This is a genomic window from Porphyrobacter sp. TH134, assembly GCF_002855495.1.
Lineage (GTDB): Bacteria > Pseudomonadota > Alphaproteobacteria > Sphingomonadales > Sphingomonadaceae > Erythrobacter.
In genome coordinates, this window is record NZ_PKRO01000001.1 from 66,177 (window position 1) to 87,037 (window position 20,861).

Annotated in this window: 11 protein-coding genes; 7 read left to right on the plus strand and 4 right to left on the minus strand. The window is 64.8% G+C overall.

Going from position 1 to position 20,861, the window contains the following annotated elements; translation table 11 throughout:
- Positions 1-6 precede the first annotated feature (6 nt).
- Entirely contained in the window at positions 7-2,019 is a 2,013-nt protein-coding gene (gene malQ / locus C0V72_RS00370) for a 4-alpha-glucanotransferase (RefSeq protein WP_233999705.1), read from the minus strand.
- A gap of 212 nt (positions 2,020-2,231) precedes the next feature.
- On the opposite strand from malQ, the gene C0V72_RS00375 reads away from it, so the two are divergent.
- The 6 genes from C0V72_RS00375 to glgX are packed head-to-tail and all read left to right on the plus strand — an operon-like array spanning position 2,232 to position 12,964.
- The gene (locus C0V72_RS00375; RefSeq protein ID WP_172438852.1) at positions 2,232-4,646 is read left to right on the plus strand and encodes a glycogen/starch/alpha-glucan phosphorylase; all 2,415 of its coding nucleotides are present in this window, start codon (positions 2,232-2,234) and stop codon (positions 4,644-4,646) included.
- The gene (gene glgB, locus C0V72_RS00380) at positions 4,643-6,805 is read left to right on the plus strand and encodes a 1,4-alpha-glucan branching protein GlgB (RefSeq protein WP_101791230.1); all 2,163 of its coding nucleotides are present in this window, start codon (positions 4,643-4,645) and stop codon (positions 6,803-6,805) included. The genes C0V72_RS00375 and glgB overlap by 4 nt, the downstream gene beginning before the upstream one ends.
- Positions 6,806-6,835: 30 nt before the next feature.
- A complete protein-coding gene (gene glgC, locus C0V72_RS00385) occupies positions 6,836-8,101 on the plus strand; it encodes a glucose-1-phosphate adenylyltransferase (RefSeq protein WP_101791231.1) in 1,266 nt (421 codons plus the stop codon).
- The gene (gene glgA, locus C0V72_RS00390) at positions 8,098-9,558 is read left to right on the plus strand and encodes a glycogen synthase GlgA (RefSeq protein WP_101791232.1); all 1,461 of its coding nucleotides are present in this window, start codon (positions 8,098-8,100) and stop codon (positions 9,556-9,558) included. The genes glgC and glgA overlap by 4 nt, the downstream gene beginning before the upstream one ends.
- A complete protein-coding gene (locus C0V72_RS00395; RefSeq protein WP_101791233.1) occupies positions 9,555-11,186 on the plus strand; it encodes an alpha-D-glucose phosphate-specific phosphoglucomutase in 1,632 nt (543 codons plus the stop codon). The genes glgA and C0V72_RS00395 overlap by 4 nt, the downstream gene beginning before the upstream one ends.
- The gene (glgX, locus tag C0V72_RS00400; protein WP_101791234.1) at positions 11,183-12,964 is read left to right on the plus strand and encodes a glycogen debranching protein GlgX; all 1,782 of its coding nucleotides are present in this window, start codon (positions 11,183-11,185) and stop codon (positions 12,962-12,964) included. The genes C0V72_RS00395 and glgX overlap by 4 nt, the downstream gene beginning before the upstream one ends.
- A gap of 59 nt (positions 12,965-13,023) precedes the next feature.
- Here glgX and C0V72_RS00405 read toward each other — a convergent pair whose 3' ends face one another.
- Both C0V72_RS00405 and C0V72_RS00410 read right to left on the minus strand, forming a co-directional pair.
- Positions 13,024-15,420: a TonB-dependent receptor gene (locus C0V72_RS00405; RefSeq protein ID WP_101791235.1), complete on the minus strand. Its 2,397-nt coding sequence runs from the start codon at positions 15,418-15,420 to the stop codon at positions 13,024-13,026.
- A gap of 199 nt (positions 15,421-15,619) precedes the next feature.
- Complete coding sequence (locus C0V72_RS00410; protein ID WP_101791236.1) at positions 15,620-16,657, minus strand: chemotaxis protein CheB; 1,038 nt, start codon at positions 16,655-16,657, stop codon at positions 15,620-15,622.
- Positions 16,658-16,962: 305 nt separating this feature from the next.
- Here C0V72_RS00410 and C0V72_RS00415 point away from each other — a divergent pair, with 305 nt between their 5' ends.
- The gene (locus tag C0V72_RS00415) at positions 16,963-18,237 is read left to right on the plus strand and encodes an HD-GYP domain-containing protein (protein WP_172438853.1); all 1,275 of its coding nucleotides are present in this window, start codon (positions 16,963-16,965) and stop codon (positions 18,235-18,237) included.
- A 109-nt stretch (positions 18,238-18,346) separates the two neighbouring features.
- Here C0V72_RS00415 and C0V72_RS00420 read toward each other — a convergent pair whose 3' ends face one another.
- On the minus strand, positions 18,347-20,851 hold the full coding sequence (locus C0V72_RS00420) for a TonB-dependent receptor domain-containing protein (protein WP_101791238.1): 2,505 nt from the start codon (positions 20,849-20,851) through the stop codon (positions 18,347-18,349).
- Positions 20,852-20,861: the final 10 nt, after the last annotated feature.

Here is a 20,861-nt window from a genome sequence, read left to right on the forward strand (position 1 = left end):
CCCGCGCTAGCCCCTTTGGCAATCGGCAACCCCGTGATTGCGCCGCAGCCGATCCAGAATGCCGCATCTGCGCGTGACGCCCTCATCCTTGGCCCATTGGCTAATGGGATCATCAAGACGGCGGCGCCAATTGGGGTGCTGGATTGTGGTGCCGGGCAGATTGGGTTGTTCTTCGATAGCGAGCAGATCTTCCAGCGAGACAAGCGCAACGACGCTCGGCGTGCGGGCGATATGCGTGATCGCAGCGTCAACCACCGGCGCCGGGTCATCAGGCGCGGGGCGCGCGCTGGTATGATCGAGGGTCGACCACAACAGCCCGCGGTCCCAGTCCCGGATCGCTTCGACTTCGGCGCGGGATGTGCCTTCGGGCAGGCGGCCAAGCTGCTCCGCCCAATCCAGATCGCGCCCGCGCCACCATCCGGCCACCGTGACTGTATCATGCGTTCCGCTCATCGCTGCGCTGAGCGGTTCGTAATCACCCGCGCCGATGAATCCGTGATCCGCGGCACGCTCGAACCACAGGACGCGCATTCCGAGCATCTGCCGTTCGGTGACAGCCTGCGTGAACCCGTAAGGCGCGGTGCCAAGATCCTCGGCGATCAGCAGCGCGCCCGCCCGGTGCGCTTCCAATGTGGCGAGACGGATCAGGTCTTGAAACGGGTAGGACAGGTAGGCCCCATCGCGCGTTTCGCCGCCTTGCGGGATGACCCAGAGCCGCGCCAGGCCAAAGGCGTGGTCGATCCTGAGGCCCCCTCCTGCGGCCAACCCGGCGCGGATCATCGCGATCCAGGGGGCGTAGGCCGAAGCACGAAGACCTTCGGGCGAAAAGCCGGTGATCGACCAATTTTGCCCCAGCGGCCCCAGCGGATCAGGCGGTGCACCGATCGTCAGCGCGCCGAGCATCGCATGGCGCAGCGACCAGGCATCGCTGCCCGACGGATCGACCCCGACGGCCAGATCGCCAATCAGCCCGATCCCCATGCCCGCATCCTTGGCCGCCGTCTGCACCGCGGCCAGCCCTTCGCGCGCCAGCCATTGGACGAAGAGGTGGAAGGCGATCTCTTCCGGATGGTCGGCCGCAAAGCGCGTGGCAGCCGCGCCCGCAGGGTCGTGGAAGGCGGCGGGCCAATCCCTCCACCCATGCGCACCATACGGCCGAAAGTGGCAATCCAACGCGTCGAACAGCGCGTGGCGATGCAGCATCGCGTCATCGGGCGATGTCACGCGGGCTCGCTGCGCAGGGGTAAGCGCGGCGAATACCTGGCGTAGTTCGGCCAGACGCCGCGGCGAGCCCCCCGCCCAGTCAATCAGCGCAGCGCCCGCATCAGCGCCAAGCGGCGGCAGGCCCACCAGCGCCGGATCGCCCAGCGCCCCGTTGAGAAACAGGCGGCTCGACGGCGAATAGGGGCTGTACCCCTCGCCGTGCCCCGGGAACAGCGCGTGGACAGGGTTGATCGCCAGCGCATCGGCCCCCGCCGCGCCCAGATGCCTCGCCGCCTCGGCCAGTTCCCCGAACGTGCCGAAGGGCGAAGTCCGTGCGCCGCGCAGCGCCGGGATTTGCAGGGAGACACCCCAGGGGCGGCGCTTGCTGGCATCTGGCAGCGGGCATTTGGGCGGGGCCACGGCCAGCTTTGTGGCCCGGCCATCAATCACAAGGTCGTAATAGCCGGGCGACACCGGCACAGTCAGGCGGTTGCCCTCCACTGCCAACCGATGAGCAGCGCCGCCCTCTCCTGTCGCTTCGGCACGGCGAGCGGCCATCGGCAGATCGATGATCGCGCCGGCATCCGCCACCAGCATCGCCGGTAGCTGCGCAGCTCGCGCTGTCACGTCGGCAAGGCTGCGGGTAATCTGCCGCTCGCTGCCTGCCTCATGGCCCAGCGCTGTCAGCACAGCCACGAGCGCCGCATCCGCAACCTGCTGGCCGTGCCCTTCGACATCAACCCATTCGCGTGCGACGCCGCAGGCCTGTGCCAATGCGTACAGCTGCTCCACCCGTGCCCTTTCCTGTGGCTTCACGCCATGCATCGGGGCGACCGGGCGGCTTGGCAAGCAATCCGCACGCCTTTGGCTGCATGAATACGACTGTCAGGCCATTTCGGCGATTGCTGCAATGCATCACTGCTGCTTAGTGTAGGCCCAAGGCTTGGGGGCATTGGCCGATATTGATTGTGCTGGTCACGGCAGCTCCTCACTATGCCTGTCAGGCTTTATCAAGGAGTGTGCGCCGCGTGATAACAAGCCCGAATGGCAAGTCCGAGGAACTCGAAGCCCGCATCGTGAGCGCCTTGCGCCACCGGATCGGCAAGACCGAGGGCGCGGCCAAGCCGCACGATTGGTACAACGCCGCCGTGCTCGCGCTGCGTGACGACATCATCGACCGCTGGTTCGCATCCACCTCTTCCGCGCACGAGGCCGGAGCCAAGCGGGTCTATTACCTCAGCCTCGAATTCCTGATCGGCCGATTGCTGCGCGATGCACTGTCGAACCTTGGGGCCTCGCGGTCCATGGCGGCGGCGCTTGAACAGCATGGGCTGGATCTCGCCGCGCTCGAAGAGCTGGAGCCGGACGCCGCGCTCGGCAATGGCGGGCTGGGCCGGTTGGCGGCGTGCTTCATGGAAAGCCTCGCCAGCCTCGATATTCCCGCCTTCGGCTATGGCATCCGTTACATCAACGGGATGTTCCGCCAGCGGATCGATGAAGGCTGGCAGGTCGAGCTGCCCGAAACCTGGCTCGCGCACGGCAATCCGTGGGAGTTTGAGCGGCGGGAGAGCGCCTACCGCGTCGGCTTTGGCGGTGAGGTCGCCAGCGAAGGCGGCACGGTCCGCTGGGTTCCGGCAGAAGTGATCGAAGCCAATGCCTTCGATACCCCGGTGGTCGGCTGGCAGGGCAAGCGGGTGAACACGCTGCGGCTGTGGAGCGCGACGGCGATCGATCCGATCCAGCTCGCTGCCTTCAACGCGGGCGACCACGCGGGCGCGCTGGCCGCGCAGGTGCGGGCCGATACGCTGGTGCGGGTGCTCTATCCGGCGGATTCCACCCCGGCGGGGCAGGAATTGCGTCTGCGGCAAGAGTTCTTCTTCTCCTCCGCCAGCATTCAGGACATCGTCCGCCGCCACGTCCAGTATTGCGGCGACGTGCGCACGCTGCCCGAAAAGGCGGCGATCCAGCTCAACGATACGCACCCCTCGGTCGCCGTCGCCGAACTGATGCGGCTGTTGATCGACGAGCATCACCTGACGTTTGACGAGGCGTGGGATGTCACCCGCGCCACCATCGCCTACACCAATCACACCCTGCTGCCCGAGGCGCTGGAAAGCTGGCCTCTGCCGCTGTTCGAACGGATGCTGCCGCGCCATATGCAGATCATCTATGCGATCAACGCCAAGGTGCTGCGCGAGGCGCGCAAGGCAGGGCTGGACGACGCCGCCATCGCCGCGATCTCGCTGATCGACGAACATGGCGAGCGCCGCGTGCGGATGGCGAACCTCGCTTTTGTGGGCGCGCATTCGGTGAACGGGGTGGCCGCGCTCCACACCGATCTGATGAAGCAGACCGTGTTTGCCGATCTGCACAAGCTCTACCCGACCCGCATCAACAACAAGACCAACGGCGTCACCCCGCGCCGCTGGCTGCACCAGTCCAACCCGCGCCTCACCGGGCTGATCCGCGAGGCGATTGGTGATGGCTTCAAAGCCGATGCCGAGCAGCTTTCCGCCCTTTCCGCCATGGCAGGCGACGCGGCGCTGGGTGAGCGGGTGGACGAGGTCAAGCGCGCCAACAAGGTCGATCTCGCCGCTCACCTGCGCGAACTGACCGGCATCCGGCTCGATCCAGATGCGCTGTTCGATGTGCAGATCAAGCGCATCCACGAATACAAGCGCCAGCTGCTGAACCTGATCGAGACCGTCGCGCTCTATGACCAGATCCGCAGCCATCCCGAACATGACTGGGTGCCGCGCGTCAAGATCTTCGGCGGAAAGGCCGCGCCGACCTATCACAACGCCAAGCTCATCATCAAACTCGCCAACGACATCGCGCGGCGGATCAATTCCGATCCATCCGTGGGCGAGGTGCTGAAGGTGGTGTTCGTCCCCAATTACAACGTCAGCCTGGCCGAGCGGATCATTCCGGCCGCCGACCTTTCCGAGCAGATTTCCACCGCGGGGATGGAAGCCTCGGGCACCGGCAACATGAAGTTTGCCTTCAACGGGGCGCTCACCATCGGCACGCTCGATGGCGCGAATATCGAGATCATGGAGCGGGTCGGGCGCGACAATATCGTGATCTTCGGTCTCACCGCCGAGGAAGTCGCCGCCAAGCGGGCCGATGGCTACAACCCCCGCGCTGTGATCGAGGGCAGCCGCGAGCTGTGCCAGGCGGTCAATGCCATCGCCAGCGGGGTGTTCAGCCCGGATGATCCCAAGCGCTATGCCGGGCTGATGGACGCGCTCTACAATTCCGACTGGTTCATGGTCGCGGCGGACTTCGATGCCTATGCCGCCGCCCAGCGCGATGTCGACCGGCGCTGGCGTAACCGGGCGACGTGGCGGCAATCGGCGATCCAGAACATCGCCAATGTCGGCTGGTTTTCGTCCGACCGCGCCATTTCCGAATATGCACGTGAGATCTGGGGCGTGCTGTGAGGCCACCGCCCGAGGCTCTCGCCGCGCTGCTGGACGGAACCCATGCCGATCCCTTCGCCCTGCTGGGGCCGCACGAAGGGCCGGAAGGCACCTTCGTCCGAGCGATCCTGCACGGGGCGGAGGAGGCCGAGGCGTTCTCGCTGAAGGGCGGCAGGCTCGGCAAGATGGCGCGGGTCGATGGCCCGCTGTTCGAGGGCAAGCTGAAGGGCAAGCCCAAGCCGGTGCGCTATCGCTGCCGCGGCCACGGCAGCGAGTGGTGGGTGACTGATCCCTACTCCTTCGGCCCCGTGCTCGGCCCGATGGACGATTTCCTGATCGCCGAGGGCACCCATTTCCGCCTGTTCGACAAGCTCGGCGCGCATGTGATCGAGCATGAAGGCGCGCGCGGCGTGCACTTTGCGGTCTGGGCACCCAACGCGCGCAGCGTAAACCTTGTCGGGGATTTCAACGGCTGGAACGGCGCCGCCCACATGATGCGCCGCCGCGTCGATATCGGCGTTTGGGAGATCTTCATCCCCGATATCGGCGAAGGCACCGCCTACAAATACCGCATTACCGGCGCCGATGGCACGGTGCAGCCGCTCAAGGCCGACCCCTTCGCCTTCGCCAGCGAATTGCGCCCCAAGACCGCCAGCATCGTGGCTGTGCCGGGCAAGCGCGATTGGGGCGACGATGCCCACCGCGCGCACTGGGCCGCTGTCGATCCCCGGCGCGAGGCCATATCGATCTACGAAGTCCATCCCGGATCGTGGCAGCGCGCCGACAATGGCTGGTTCCTGACCTGGGACGAAATGGCCGCCCGCCTGATCCCCTATGTCACTGCCATGGGCTTCACCCATATCGAATTCCTGCCGGTCTCCGAACACCCCTATGACCCGAGCTGGGGCTACCAGACCACCGGGCTCTACGCCCCCTCCGCCCGGTTCGGCGATGTGGAGGGCTTCGCGCGGTTCGTCGATGGCGCGCACCGCGCGGGCATCGGCGTGCTGATCGACTGGGTGCCCGCGCATTTCCCCGTCGACGAACACGGCCTCGCCCGCTTCGACGGCACCGCGCTCTACGAACACGAAGACCCGCGCCTCGGCTTCCACCCCGACTGGAACACCGCGATCTACAATTTCGGGCGCAAGGAAGTGCGGTCGTTCCTGGTCAACAACGCGCTGTTCTGGGCCGAGCAATATCATGTCGACGGCCTGCGCGTCGATGCGGTCGCCTCGATGCTTTACCGCGATTACTCGCGCAAGGCGGACGAATGGATCCCCAATGCCGAAGGCGGGCGCGAGAATTGGGAGGCGGTGGACTTCATGCGCGCCACCAACCGCGCGCTCTATGGCAGCCACGCAGGGGTGATGACCATCGCCGAGGAATCGACCTCATGGCCCGGCGTCTCCCACCCCGCCTTTGACGAAGGCCCGCGCACGGCCTTGGGCTTCGGGTTCAAGTGGAACATGGGCTTCATGCACGACACGCTGCAATACATGGGCCGCGATCCCATCCACCGCAAATACCACCACAACGAGATCACCTTCGGGCTCGTCTATGCCTTTTCGGAAAACTTCGTCCTGCCGCTCAGCCACGATGAAGTGGTGCACGGCAAGGGCACGATTCTCGGCAAGATGAGCGGGGACGACTGGCAGCAATTTGCCAACCTGCGCGCCTATTATGCGATGATGTGGGGCTATCCGGGCAAAAAGCTGTTGTTCATGGGCCAGGAGTTCGCCCAGCGCCGCGAATGGAGCGAGGAACGGGCGCTCGACTGGGAGCTGATGGACGCACCCGCGCATCGCGGGGTTTCAGACCTGATCCGGGACCTCAACCGCCTCTACCGCACCACCCCCGCGCTCCACGCCCGCGATTGCGAGGGTGAGGGCTTCGAATGGCTGATCGCCGACGATGCCGACAATTCGGTCTTCGCGTGGCTCCGCAAGGCGCCGGACGAGGCCTCCGTGGCCGTCATCGCCAACATGACGCCTGCGCTGCATGAGGCTTACCGCCTGCCTCTGCCGCATGACGGCGTGTGGGCCGAGGTGCTGAATTCCGATGCTGCGATGTATGGCGGCAGCGGTCAGGGCAACATGGGACAGGTCACCGCCAAGGACGGCGCAGCGCACATCGTCCTGCCGCCGCTTGCCACAATAATGTTGCAATACAAAATATAAGAACACGAACCGCTCTGGGGAGAGAATGGGATGATTGAAAGAACCTCTGGAAGGCCGCTCGCACGCGATACGATGGCCTATGTGCTGGCCGGCGGACGCGGCAGCCGGTTGATGGAACTGACCGACCGGCGCGCCAAGCCTGCGGTCTATTTCGGCGGCAAATCACGCATCATCGACTTCGCGCTGTCGAACGCGATCAATTCCGGCATCCGCCGCATCGGGGTGGCGACGCAGTACAAGGCCCACTCGCTGATCCGCCACATGCAGCGCGCCTGGACCTTCCTCAGGCCCGAACGCAACGAAAGCTTCGATATCCTCCCCGCCAGCCAGCGCGTCGCGGAAAACAAGTGGTACGAAGGCACCGCCGATGCGGTGTTCCAGAACATGGACATCATCGCCAGCCTGGCGCCCAAATACATGGTGATCCTGGCGGGCGATCACATCTACAAGATGGACTACGAATTGATGCTGCAACAGCACGTCAATTCGGGCGCGGACGTGACGGTGGGCTGCCTTGTCGTGCCGCGGATGGAGGCGACCGGCTTCGGCGTCATGCAGGTCGACGCTGCCGATACCATCACCGCCTTCGTCGAAAAACCCGCTGACCCGCCAGGCATTCCGGGCAACGAAGGCATGGCCTTGGCCTCGATGGGGATCTACGTCTTCAACACCGATTTTCTGTTCGAACAGCTCCGCCGCGATGCCGACGATCCGGCCTCCAAGCGCGATTTCGGCGGCGACATCATCCCCTATATCGTCAAGCACGGCAAAGCGGTCGCCCACCGCTTCACCAACAGCTGCATCCGCGCGGCGGAAGAGATCGAGGAATACTGGCGCGATGTCGGCACGCTTGACGCCTATTTCGAGGCGAACCTCGACCTCACCGACACCGTGCCCAAGCTCAATCTCTATGACCGCGACTGGCCGATCTGGACCGACGCCGTGGTCGCAGCGCCCGCCAAGTTCGTGCATGACGAGGACGGACGGCGCGGCTTTGCGGTATCCTCGCTGGTATCGGGCGATTGCATCATTTCGGGCAGCGAGGTGCGCCGCAGCCTGCTGTTCACGGGCGTGAAGATCGGCAGCTATTCCAACGTCAATGAAGCGGTGATCCTGCCCTATTGCAACATCGGACGCGGGGCGCGGCTTTCAAAGGTCATCATCGATTCCGGGGTACGCATTCCGGAAGGGCTGGTGATCGGCGAGGACCCCGAACTCGACGCGCGCCGGTTCCGGGTGTCGGAGAAGGGCGTGGTTCTCGTCACCCGCGACATGATGGCGCGCCTGCAAGTATGAGTCTGAAGGTCCTCTCGGTCGCCTCGGAAGCTGCGCCGCTCATCAAGACCGGCGGGCTGGCCGATGTCGCAGGCGCGCTGCCCGCCGCGCTGGCGGAACACGGCGTGGAGGTGACGACCCTTGTCCCGGGCTATCCGGCGGTGCTGGCGAAGCTCGGCAAGAAGGCGAAGGCCGCGCACAAGTGGGACGCGCTGCTGGGCACGCCAGCGCGCCTGCTGGCGGGCACGGTCGGAGACCACCCGCTGCTCGTCCTCGATGCCCCGGCTTTGTTCGCGCGAGAGGGCGGGCCTTACACGGACGCCTCGGGCCGTGACTGGGACGACAACTGGCGCCGCTTCGCCGCCTTAGCCCGCGCTGCTACCGATATTGCCGGCGGGGCGGTGAAAGGCCGGGCGTTTGACCTCGTCCACGCGCATGACTGGCAAGCGGGCATGGTCCCGGCCTATTTGCGCCTCGCCCCGCTCGCCGGGAGCCGCGCTGTGCCGAGCGTGATCACCATCCACAACATGGCGTTTCAGGGCTATTTCCCCGCCGACATCTTCCCGCAGCTCGGCCTCCCGGCCTCGGCATGGACCGTCGACGGGGTGGAAAGCTATGGCGGGGTCGGCTTCCTCAAGGCCGGGATGCAACTGGCCGATGCGATCACCACCGTCAGCCCGACCTATGCGGGCGAAATCCGGTCGGTCGAGTTCGGGATGGGGCTGGAGGGGCTGGTGCTGGCGCGATCGAACCGCGTCCACGGCATCCTCAATGGCATCGACACCCATGAATGGAACCCGGCGAGCGACCGTAATCTGGCCGCACCCTTCAGCGCCGCAAAGCTGGCCGCGCGGGCGAAGAACAAGCGCGCGCTCGAGCAAGAATTCGGCCTCGAACCGGGAGACGGCCCGCTGTTCATCGTCGTTAGCCGCCTGACCTGGCAAAAGGGTATGGACGTGCTGGCGGGCGTGCTCGATCACCTTGTCGGGATCGGCGGGCGGCTCGCGCTGCTTGGCGCAGGCGATGGCGAGATCGAGCACGCTTTCCTCGCCGCCGCCGCGCGCCATCCGGGCCGCATCGGCGTGCGGATCGGCTACGACGAAAGCCTCGCCCACCGCTTGCAGGGTGGAGGTGACGCAATCCTGATCCCGAGCCGCTTCGAGCCCTGCGGCCTGACGCAGCTTTATGGCCTCGCCTATGGCTGCGTGCCGGTGGTCTCGCGCACCGGAGGTCTTGCCGACACCGTGATTGACGCCAACCCCGCAGCGCTCGCCGCCGGAGCCGCGACCGGTGTGCAGATGAACGCCGTCAGCCACAATGCCCTCACCATGGCGGTGAGCCGCGCGGTTGCGCTCTTCCACAGGCCTGCGACATGGAAGCGGCTCCAGACAAACGGGATGAAGGCGGACTTTTCATGGGGCGCGAGCGGCGCTGCCTATGCTGCGCTCTACCGCCAATTGCTTGAGGAACAGGGATGATCTCCACCGTCGCCACCACGCCCTTCGAGGGGCAGAAGCCCGGCACATCGGGCCTGCGCAAAAAGGTGCGGGTATTCCAGCAGCCAAACTATGCCGAAAACTTTATCCAGAGCGTGTTCGATGTGGCCGAGCGGCCTGCGGGTTCCACGCTGGTGATCGGCGGCGACGGGCGGTTCCACAACCGCACCGTGATCCAGCAGGCCATCCGCATCGCCGCAGCCAACGGCTATGCCCGCGTGCTGGTGGGGAAAGGCGGCATCCTCTCGACGCCTGCTGCCAGCCATGTGATCCGCAAATATGGCGCCAGCGGCGGCCTGATCCTGTCGGCCAGTCACAATCCCGGCGGGCCGGAGGAAGATTTCGGCATCAAGTACAACATCGCCAATGGCGGCCCCGCACCCGAAGCCGTGACCGAAGCGATCTATGCCCGCACCCAGACCATCGACCGCTGGCTGATGGTGGAAGGCGACGACATCGATCTCGACCGGATCGGCTCGTCGCAGGTGGGCGATATGGTGGCCCAAGTGATCGATCCCGTCGCTGACTATGCCGATTTGATGGAGGAATTGTTCGATTTCCCGGCGATCCGCGCCACTGCGGCAAACGGCGCTGTGACCACGGCGTTCGATGCGATGCACGCTGTGACCGGGCCCTATGCCCACGAGATCCTGGAACGCCGCCTCGGCTTTCCCGCAGGCACTGTCCGCAACGGCACCCCGCTGGAGGATTTCGGCGGGCACCACCCTGACCCCAACCTGGTCCACGCAGCAGAGCTTTACGATCTGATGATGTCGTCCGCCGCCCCCACCATCGGCGCGGCGTCGGACGGGGACGGGGACCGCAATCTCATCATCGGCAAGAGTGTTTTCATCACGCCATCGGATTCGCTGGCGATGCTGGCGGCCAACGCGCATCTGGCGCCGGCCTATGCGGGCGGGCTGAAGGGCATTGCCCGCTCGATGCCGACCAGCACGGCGGCCGACAAGGTCGCCGAAGCGCTCGGCATCCCCGCGTGGGAGACACCAACGGGGTGGAAGTTCTTCGGCACGCTGCTCGACGCGGGCAAGGCCACGATCTGCGGCGAGGAAAGCGCCGGCACCGGCAGCGATCATGTGCGCGAAAAGGACGGGCTGTGGGCGGTGCTGCTATGGCTCAACATCCTCGCGGTCACGGGCAAGCCAGTGGCCAAGCTGGCACAGGAGCACTGGGCACGGTTCGGGCGCAATTACTACGCGCGCCATGATTACGAGGCGATTGAGACGGCGAACGCCAATGCGCTGATGGCAGCGCTGGAGGATGCGCTTGCGGGACTGCCGGGGCGTAGTTTCGGCCCATTGACCGTCAGCGCCGCAGACCAGTTCGCCTATACCGACCCGGTCGATGGCTCGGAAAGCCGCAACCAGGGCGTGCGGGTGATGTTCGCCTGCGGATCGCGGATCGTATTCCGGCTGTCGGGCACGGGCACGGAAGGCGCAACGCTGCGAGTCTATCTCGAACGCTACGAAGCGCCGGACGGCAGGCTGGCGGAGGAGACCCCGGCGATGCTCGCCGATCTGATCGCCGCCGCCGAGGCCATCGCCGGGATCGCCGCGCACACGGGCCGCACCGCGCCTGATGTGGTGACGTGAGCGAGGCGCTCGGCGCACAGGTAGCGGGCGGGCGCACCCGCTTTGCCGTGCGTGCGCCGCTTGCTGAGGGTATCGACCTGTGCCTGTTTGATGGCGAAGCAGAAACCCGCCATGCAATGGCGCGGCATGGCGATGTCTGGACGGCAAAGCTCGACAGCGACCTCACCGGCACCCGCTACGCCTACCGCGCCAAGGGCCGATACGATCCCGAAAACAACCTGTGGTTCGATCCCGCCAAGTTGCTGGTCGATCCCTATGCGCTGACCCTCGATCGCCGCTTCGTTCAGCACCCTCGCCTTGCGGCCTACGGCGAGGATACCGCTGACATTGTGCCCCGCGCCATCGTGACCGGGCGGCTCCCTGAAGTCGCCATCCGGCCGCCCCGGTTCCAGCGCGGGGGGCTGATCTATGAATTGAATGTGGCTGGCTTTACCGCGCTCCATCCCGATGTGCCGCCAGAGCAGCGCGGCACCATCGCCGCCCTCGCCCACCCGGCGGTGATCGCGCATTTGCGGAAACTTCATGTCAACGCCGTTGAACTGATGCCGATCATCGCCTGGATCGATGAACGGCACCTCCCGCCGCTCGGCCTCGCCAATCACTGGGGTTACAATCCGGTCGCGATGATGGCGCTCGATCCCGGCCTGTGCCCCGGCGGGGTGGCCGAATTGCGCGAGACGGTGGCGGCGCTCCACGAGGCGGGCATCGGCGTTATCCTCGATCTGGTGTTCAACCATTCGGGCGAGAGCGATGTGGATGGCGGCACGCTGAGCTTGCGCGGGCTCGACCCGGCCGCCTATGCCCGCGCGGCTGACGGGACGCTCATCAACGACACCGGCTGCGGCAATACGCTCGATTTCGCCCAACCTGCTGTGCGCCGCCTGATGATCGACACGCTGAGCCATTTCGTGCGCCGTTGCGGTGTCGACGGGTTCCGCTTCGATCTTGCCCCCATCATCGCGCGCGGTCCCGGCTTTGACCGTCACGCCCCGATTTTCGCCGAGCTCGCCGCCCACCCGCTGCTGGCTGACCGGGTGATGATCGCCGAGCCATGGGACATTGGCCCCGGTGGTTATCAGCTGGGCCAGTTTCCCGCAAACTGGCTCGAATGGAACGACAAGTACCGTGATGACGTCCGCCGCTTCTGGCGCGGCAGTGCCACCGTGGGCGAGCTCGCCACCCGCATCGCCGGATCATCCGACCTGTTCGGGCGAGACTGCCGCAGCGTCAATTTCCTCGCCGCGCATGACGGCTTCACCCTCGCCGATACGGTGGCCTACGAACACCGCCACAATCACGCCAATGGCGAGGATAACCGCGACGGGCATGGCGACAACCACTCGTGGAACTGCGGCGTGGAAGGGCCGAGCGATGATCCGCAGATATGCGCCCGCCGGGCAGCGGACGCGCGCGCGCTTATGGCCACGCTGTTCGCTTCGACCGGCACGATTATGCTGACGGCGGGCGACGAGTTCGGGCGCAGCCAGCAGGGCAACAACAATGCCTATTGCCAGGACATGCCGGTGGTGTGGAGCGAGCGCGATGTCGCGCTTGAGGATCATGTCGCCGCGCTGGCTGCCGCGCGCGCCAGCAACCTTGCGGCGTTCACCCGCTTCCCTGACGGCGGACAGTGGCTATCGCCCGGCGGCCACCCGATGACACCCGCGCAGTGGGATGATCTTGCGACCGACGGCTTTGCCTATAGTCGCCCGGACAGCGTCGATGCGGGCAATCTCCGCATCAGCCGAAGCCTGCGCGAAGTTCACTCAAACCCCTGACAGCGAAACGGCGGACGCGCCTGAGGCACGCCCGCCGATTTCGCCCATTCGTCAACGTATCAGAACGATTGCCGCGCCGTCACGCCAAAGGTGCGCGGCTGGCCGATGTTGAACCCAAGCCGGGCCCGCCCGCCCCGCTCGCGGTCGAACGACAGCAACGGGTTTTCGTCGAACAGGTTGTTGACATAGGCCGTCAGCGACAAGCCGCTGTCCAGCTCGATCCCGGCGCTCAGGTTGACCAGCTGGTAATCAGGCAGCAGCAAATCGACCGTGGTCGCCGCCGTCGCCGGAGCCCCGCCGAAGGGCAGGCCGTGGACGAAGCTGCGCGGGTTGTTTTCCTGATCGGACGGCTGGGTGAAGCGCGTGCCGACATGCTGGAACGACCCGGTGACAAACCCGGTGGTCGACGCGCTCAACTCCCAATCATAGCTGCCGCTGGCGGTAAACTGGAATTCCGGCACCGAAGGCAGGCGGTTGCCATCGCGGATCCCGGTAGCCCCTGCCAGCACGCCGGGCAGCGTGCTGTTGAATTCGGATTCGATGATGCTGCCGCTGAGGTTAAAGTTGAGGCCCGGCGCCGGGTTCAACCCCAACTCCGCTTCGATCCCGGCGGCATAGGCATCGGGCACGTTGAACACGATCCGCGACGAGCAGCTGCCCGCATCAAGTGTGACCTGCAAGTTGCTGATGTCATTGTAGAACGCTGCGGCGTTGAAGGTGAAGCCGGCGCCCTGGGTCTTCACCCCAAGCTCATAGTTCCACAGGGTTTCGTCGTCGTAATCCTGAAAGCCGCCGAACAGGGACAGATCCTGCGCATTGCAGAGCGGCGTGTTCAGCGGGTCGTTGACCCCGCCAAGCCGGAAGCCCTGCGCGGCCTGGGCGTTGATCGTGACATCATCGCTCGCCTTGTAGCTCAGCAGGAAGCGCGGGGTGAACCCGTCGGATGCCGTGCGATCGACTACGCCGCTGTCACCATTGGCGAACAGACCGCCTGAACTGATGGTGCGCACTTCTTCAAAATCATAATAGCGCCCGCCTGCGGTAAAGGTCAGCCGGTCGGTGATTTCGTAGCTTGCCTCGCCAAACACGGCCAGCTGTTCGATATCGAACGGCAGATCGGAGTTGAACGGCGAATTGGCCGGGAAGCCGTTGGCCGCGCCAGCCGCAGTGCCGGCACCCAGCGTCGCATCGGTAAAGGCGTCATAGCCCGGCGTGGGAAGGCGCTGCTGATAATCACGCTTCACGTCGGAATAAAAGCCCCCGATCAGCCACTGGAACGGCCCGTCGTAGTCCGACGCAAGGCGCAGTTCCTGCGTGAAGGTCTTCAGATCAGTGGTGTCGCGCAGGTTCGATGGCAGCAGCACCGCCGCTGCCGGAAAACCCAGATCGACCGAGACGGAGCCGCTCAACGCGCTGGCATCACGGCTGACGAGAATATCACGGTTGATGAACGAGGACACCGAGGTCAGGTCCAGACTGCCCAGATCCAGCTTGACGGTGAGGTCTGCGATCAAGGTTTCATCGGCAAACGCTTCTTCCAGCAGCAGGAACTGCTCACGCTCGCCCAATTGGACGGGCGGGCGGGTGGTGGTGAAGGGGTTGGCAAACAGGTTGTAAACCTCCTGCCGGTTGAACCCGTTGGCGGTGATCTTCTGATAGACGATACGCGGTGTGATCGACAGATTGTCGGTCGGCTCGACCGTCAGCGCCAGCCGCCCGCCATAGCGCTCGCCGTCATTGACGTTCTTCCCGCCGCCGGGGCCGATGGCATCAATGAACCCGGCATAGCGGGTGTAATAGCCAACCGCGCGCACCGCAGCCTTGTCGCCCAGTGGCAGGTTGATCGCCGCCTTCAGGTGGCCCCCCATATTGCCGCCGTCGATGACGTTCACATTGGCTTCGGCCAACCCTTCGGTAACGCCGAGCTGCGGCTGGTTGGTAATGTAGCGGATCGTGCCGCCGACCGAGCCCGACCCGAACAGGGTGCCCTGCGGCCCGCGCAGGGTTTCCACCCGGTTGAGATCGAACAGATCGACATCAGGTGTAAAGAGCGACAGCGAAATCACGGATTCATCAAGATAAACCCCGACCTGCTCCTTCACCCCCGGCTGATCGCGCACAACCTGCCCGGCCGAAATCCCGCGCACCGATACCTGGCTTTGGCCCGGCCCGAGGTTCTGGATGGTAAGGCCCGCCACATTGCGCGACAGGTCTTCTAGCGTCACCGCACCGGAACGCTGGATGGCTTCTTGTGTCTGCGCATTGATCGAGAAAGGCACGTCCTGAATGGTCGTATCGCGCTTGGTCGCGGTCACGATGATGACGTTGCCTTCGGCAGCTTGCTCCCCTTCGGCGGCGTCTTGCGCCAGCGCCGGGTTGGCCCATAGCACTGATGCTGTGCCAGCCAGCAGCAGGCTGCGACGAATTGTCCGGGTTGCGCGGTTTGCGGCGACCATGCCGATTCTCCCCTCTTATGTTCTTGGGCGCCCCTTGGCTTGCCCTGATGGACAAGCTGTTGTCACACGGGCCTTCGCTCAACAACACAAAGCGTGCGCTCACAGACATTTAAGCGTGAGGCCGTTGCATCAACGCATCAGCCATTCCGGGAGCCAGGGCACGCTGACAGAGCGGCCCAGAACATCGGGGCAAGGCAGGCTAGCCTTGACCCACCGCATTGGTCTGTTCGAGGATCCAATCCGGGATCGCCTCTTGCCGCAGGTCGGCAAGCTCCAGCCCATTTGCACGGACCGCATCGTAGCGATCGCGGGGAGCGTAGTCGGCGGGGCGCTGGACAAACACCTTGCCTTTGGTCTCAGCAAGGATGCCAAGACCACGCACCCCGTCGGTGCCGCTGCCGGTCAGCAACCCGCCCAAGGCAGGCAGACCGCTGCGCGCGAGCGAGCCGAACAGCAAGTCGGCCGACGGACGGCAGCCATTGACGGGATCGCGCTCGATCAGTCGCAGCCTTGGGGGCTCGCCCGGCTCTACGACGACATGGCGGGTGGCATCATGGGCGAGCCAGACCTTGCCCGGTTCGAGCGAAACGCCGTCCACCGCATCGCCCAGCTGGCAAGGCAGTGAATGACGCATCGCCCGCATCGCATTTTCGACAGCGTCGGCATCGGCATCGAACACGACGATTGTGGGGGGACAGGCCGCGTCATAGGCGGCCAGCACCTGCCGTGCGCTTTCGATCCCGGCAGCACCGCACGCCAGCGCCACAATCCGCCCGTCGCTGCGATAGCGTGCACCGCCCTCGCCCGCGCCATCGCTGTCACCGCCGGGCTTCAGCTCGCCCGCAGCGGCCTTGATCACGATGTCGCCAAGCTGCCGCACTGTCGCATCGAATTCTTCGCGCGAGGTATGGAGCGGCTTGGGAAAGCAATGCACCGCGCCCAGCTCCAGCGCTCGCCGGGCCGTGCCGGTTCCGGCCTGGGTGATGCTGGACAGCATGATCACCGGCATCGGCCGGGTCGTCATCACTTCATCGAGAAACTCCATCCCGCTCATCCCTGGCATTTCCACGTCCAGCGTGAGGACGTCGGGCTTGAGCTTGTCCAGCTGCTCGCGCGCTTCATCGGCGTTCTTGGCGGTGCCGCACACCGACACGCCCTTCGCATTGTCAAGGATGTCGCAGAACAGCGCGCGCATCGCTGCGGAATCGTCGACCACCAGCACCTTTACATTGGCCATGTTTGTTCAGCCTCTCGATTGCGATCATGATCGGGCCACGCTTGGCCCGGCAGCGCACCAACAATGCGCCGTGCCCCATCAAATTAGCGCGGCAGCAGCGAACAATTTCGCGCGCTGCGCCTAGGGGCTAGCGCATAGGGACGCTGCAAGAGTGGGTCATGGCGGTCCGCGGTAACGCCGCCGGGTCCTCAGCATTCGGGCAATGGGGAAAAGCGAACTACGGGATTTCCCGAGGGGCTTCCCAGCCGATTGAAAACTTTGCCGCTTTACACCGCAGCGAGCACACGGGAGCAGGGCCTGACATCATGTTGAAGCACATCGCCGTTTCCGAAGTTGAACTGGGCATGTTCGTCCACAAATTTGAAGGCGGGTGGTTCGATCACCCGTTCTGGAAAGCCAAATTCCTTATCGACGACCACGACAAGCTCACCGCGATCCGTGACAGCCGGTTGCGGTCGGTCGTGATCGACACTTCAAAGGGGCGCGATACGGCGGCACCTGCCAAAGCCGCACAACCGGCGCAGGTAACCCAGCCTGGCCAGCCTGCCCACGCCCGCATCAGAAGCATCAAGCAGCGCACAGCAGCCCAGCTATCGGCGATCCAGCCGGTTTCGATGGCGCAGGAAGTAAACGCCGCCGCTACCATTGCCGAACAGGCCAAGGACAAGCTCGGCAAGACCTTCATTGCTGCACGGCTTGGCAAGGCGCTGGATGTGAGCAAGGTCGAACCTGTGGTCAGCGACATTCTCGCGTCGGTGCGGCGCAATCCGCAGGCCTTCAGCGGATTGATGCGGTGCAAACTGAAGAACGAACAGATCTTCCGCCATGCCCTGTCCGTCAGTGCGCTGATGGTGGCGCTGGCAGACCGGATGAAATTGCCTGCGCAGGATATTCACAACTGCGGGCTGGCCGGGCTGCTGCTCGATATCGGCGTCAATTACTTGCCTCAGGCGGCAGACCCGCCGGGCGGCAGCTATCGCAACCTTGAAGAACGTGTCTGGCAAAGTCACGTGTTGCTCGGCCACCGCGCACTCAAGAATGATGAGGGCTTACCGCAACTGGTGCTGGATGCTTGCCTGCTGCATCACGAACGGATGGACGGACGCGGCTACCCCCATAAGCTGGCCGCCGATCAGATCCCGCTCGTCGCCCGCATGGCGGCCATCTGCGACAGCTTCGAATTCCTGCTCAACGGCACCGACAGCATCCCCGGCGTAGACCCGGCCACCGCGATCCAGTCGATGCGGGCACAGACCGGCGCCTTTGACGAGGACATCCTGAACCTGTTTGTGGAGACGGTCGGGCTTTACCCAGTTGGCGCCTTTGTCGAACTGCGCAGCGGCAAGCTGGCCATGGTCATCGATGAAGACCCCAAAGACCCGCAGCGACCCGTGGTGCAAGCGTTCTATTCGCTTGAACAACGCGAGCGGGTGCTACCTCACCGGATCGCGCTGGCTCAGGCAGGCGCAACGGAAGGGATTGTCGGGAGCGCTGACCTGCGCGGCCTTGACCTGCCCGACGCGGCCGCCTTGCGTGAGCTTGTGTTCCTCAGCGCTTACCGCAACACGGCAAGAGCCTGACCCACCCGAGCCCAAAGCACGCGCGCGGCCACCGCCGCCTTGAGATCAACAAAAAACCGGGCCAGCGATGGATCGCTGGCCCGGCATCTGTGCGGCGAAGACCTTGCGCTTAGAACGCCAGGCGCAATGACGCTTGCACCGTCCGCCCATTGGCAGCGCGGGCAAAGCCGATCCCGTTGGCCGGAACGCTCGCCTGATTGACCTCGAAAATGCCAAGCGTGTTGAACAGGTTCTGCGCGCTGAGGGTGAGCTGGAGGTTTTCAGCCGGTTGCACCTCAACATAGGCGCCCACTGTGGTGAAGCCGGGCATCCGCAGCAGATTGCTGTCCTGCGCGTAAGAGCCGGTGATCGTCACAATATTGGCGCCAGCCGCCACCTTGCCGAAATCAACCTGCGGCACAGCGACGAACACCCAATCGGGCTGGTGGCGCGGTTCCTTGCCGGTCAGCGCGGCGTTGAGCCGGTCTTCGGTGATCTTGGCCTGCGTGTAAGTCGCCGCCAGCATCAGGTTGAAGACCCCGCGCGTGAAATTGCCTTCAAGCTCCACGCCCTCGGCCTTGTAGACCCGGTTGGTGGCATTGGCCGCACCGTTGAGCACGTTCTTGTCTTCGGCCTCGACATGGAAGGCCGTGCCGTTGACCGTGATACCGCCTTTGCGCAGTTTGAAACCGCCTTCGATCTGCGTGACGGCGTCTTCGCGGTCACCATTGGCAACACCGCCGGTCAGCGGATCGACCACCGGGGTGAACAGGATCTTGTCAGCATTGGCGCGCGCGCCCTTGCTGTAGCGGGCGAAGACCGAGAAAGCCTCAGCCACCCGGTAGTTCACCCCGCCCGAATAGCTGAGATAGCCGTAATCGTAATTCACCGGCGCCGGCCGATCGAGCGGCAGGAAGGCGGTGCGCGCTTCGGCCGGGTTGATCGCGCCGTCGCGGTTGAAGTCAAAGCTGGTGAGGCCCGGGCGCCCACCGCCCAAATCCGCGCCGAACAGCTGGCCGCGCACCCGCCCGCTGTCATATCGCAAGCTGCCACCGATCGCGAGTTTGCCGACATGGAAATTGACCGAGCCATAGGGCGCCAGCACCCGGTAATCGACATCGAAGATGCGCCGGAACAGGCTGCTTTCACGGCCGAACGCGAAATAGCCGTTCAGGGTTTGCGGCTGGCCGGCAGCGCTGCGGATGTCGACCTGCGCGGTCTGGCCGCCGCCTGCCGCATCGACATTCATCGCGGTGTGCAGCCAGGTGGTGTCAAGCTCCTGTGTGGCGAGATAAAGCCCGGCGGTGGTGGTCAGCTTTCCGCTGCTCAGATCCCACACCCGGCTGGCGCGCAGATCATTGGTGAAATTGTCGAGCGACTTGGCCTGCACGAAGCTGACAAAATACAGCGATGCAAGGCCGTTACCGTTGATCAGGCTGCCTGGCGCGATGACCTGTCCGGACAGCGGCCCGCTGGCGTAAGCGGCCGTAGCCCCCACCCCGCCCTGCGACGCGGCAAAGCCTGACACCGTGTTTGCCCGGCTCGGAAACATGCGGCTGAAATCGCCGCCATTTACGGCGTAACGCATTTTTTCGGTGATGGTCCAATCACCCAGCTCGAACTGCGCTTCAAACCCGATCGAGCGGGACTTGGCGCTTTGCCCGGTGCTGATCGGCAGCGCGACGGGCTGGTTGTTGCGATCCAGCGTGATAACCGGGCCAAGGAAGGGCGAAAGGGTGGAATCGGTGCGCAGGTCGAAGCCTGCAAAGTTGCGAAACTGCGGATCCTCGTTCGTGCCGGTAATGTTGACGAAATAGGGCGCAAAGGTGGGCGAGCGGTCGTCCAGCAGCTTGACATAGGCACGCACGAACCCGCCATCGAAGGTGCGGGTGATGTTCGCCTTGATCTGCCCGCCGCGCACACCTGTAAAGCCGATATCGCGCGGGCCTTCGCCGTGACGGTAGAACCCGCCGACATAGATCCGCGTGTTTTCACCCAGCTTCGCGCCGTAATCGAAATCGATCCGCTTTTCATCGAAGTCGAGCCCGCTGCTGACCTGCGCGCGGCCTCCTTCCTGCTCGCCCGTGCGCGAGATGATGTTGACGATCCCGCCCGGCGAATTGGAGGCAAAGGTTGACGCCGATCCGCCGCGGATCGTTTCGATCGCGCTCACGGTAAAGTCATTGCGCAGATAGACATCGGTGGCGACATTGAAGAGATCGCCGAATTCCAGCACCGGCAGGCCGTCTTCCTGGAACTGCATGTATTTGGAACCACCCGCCGCCAGCGGCAGGCCGCGCACGGTGTAGTTGTTGTTGCCCTCGCCAATCCCGGTGGCGACCCGCAAGCCCGCCATGGTGCGCAGCACTTCCCCCAAGGGACGCGGGCCGAAGCGCTGGATATCATCGCCCTTGAGGGCGCTGGTCGAGGTCGCGCTGTCGAGCCTGTCACGGCCCTTGGCCATCCCGGTCGAGAAGATTTCAGCGGCAGGGGGTTTGGCTGCGACGGTCGCGGGCTGGGTATCGGCGGTGTCGGCAGCGCTATCGCTATCACGGCGCGCTTCATCTTCGGCCATCGCAGGCGCAGCCAGCGCCCCACTGGCGGCAAACAGCAGAAGTGTGATCTTGAGTTTCATGACATGCTCC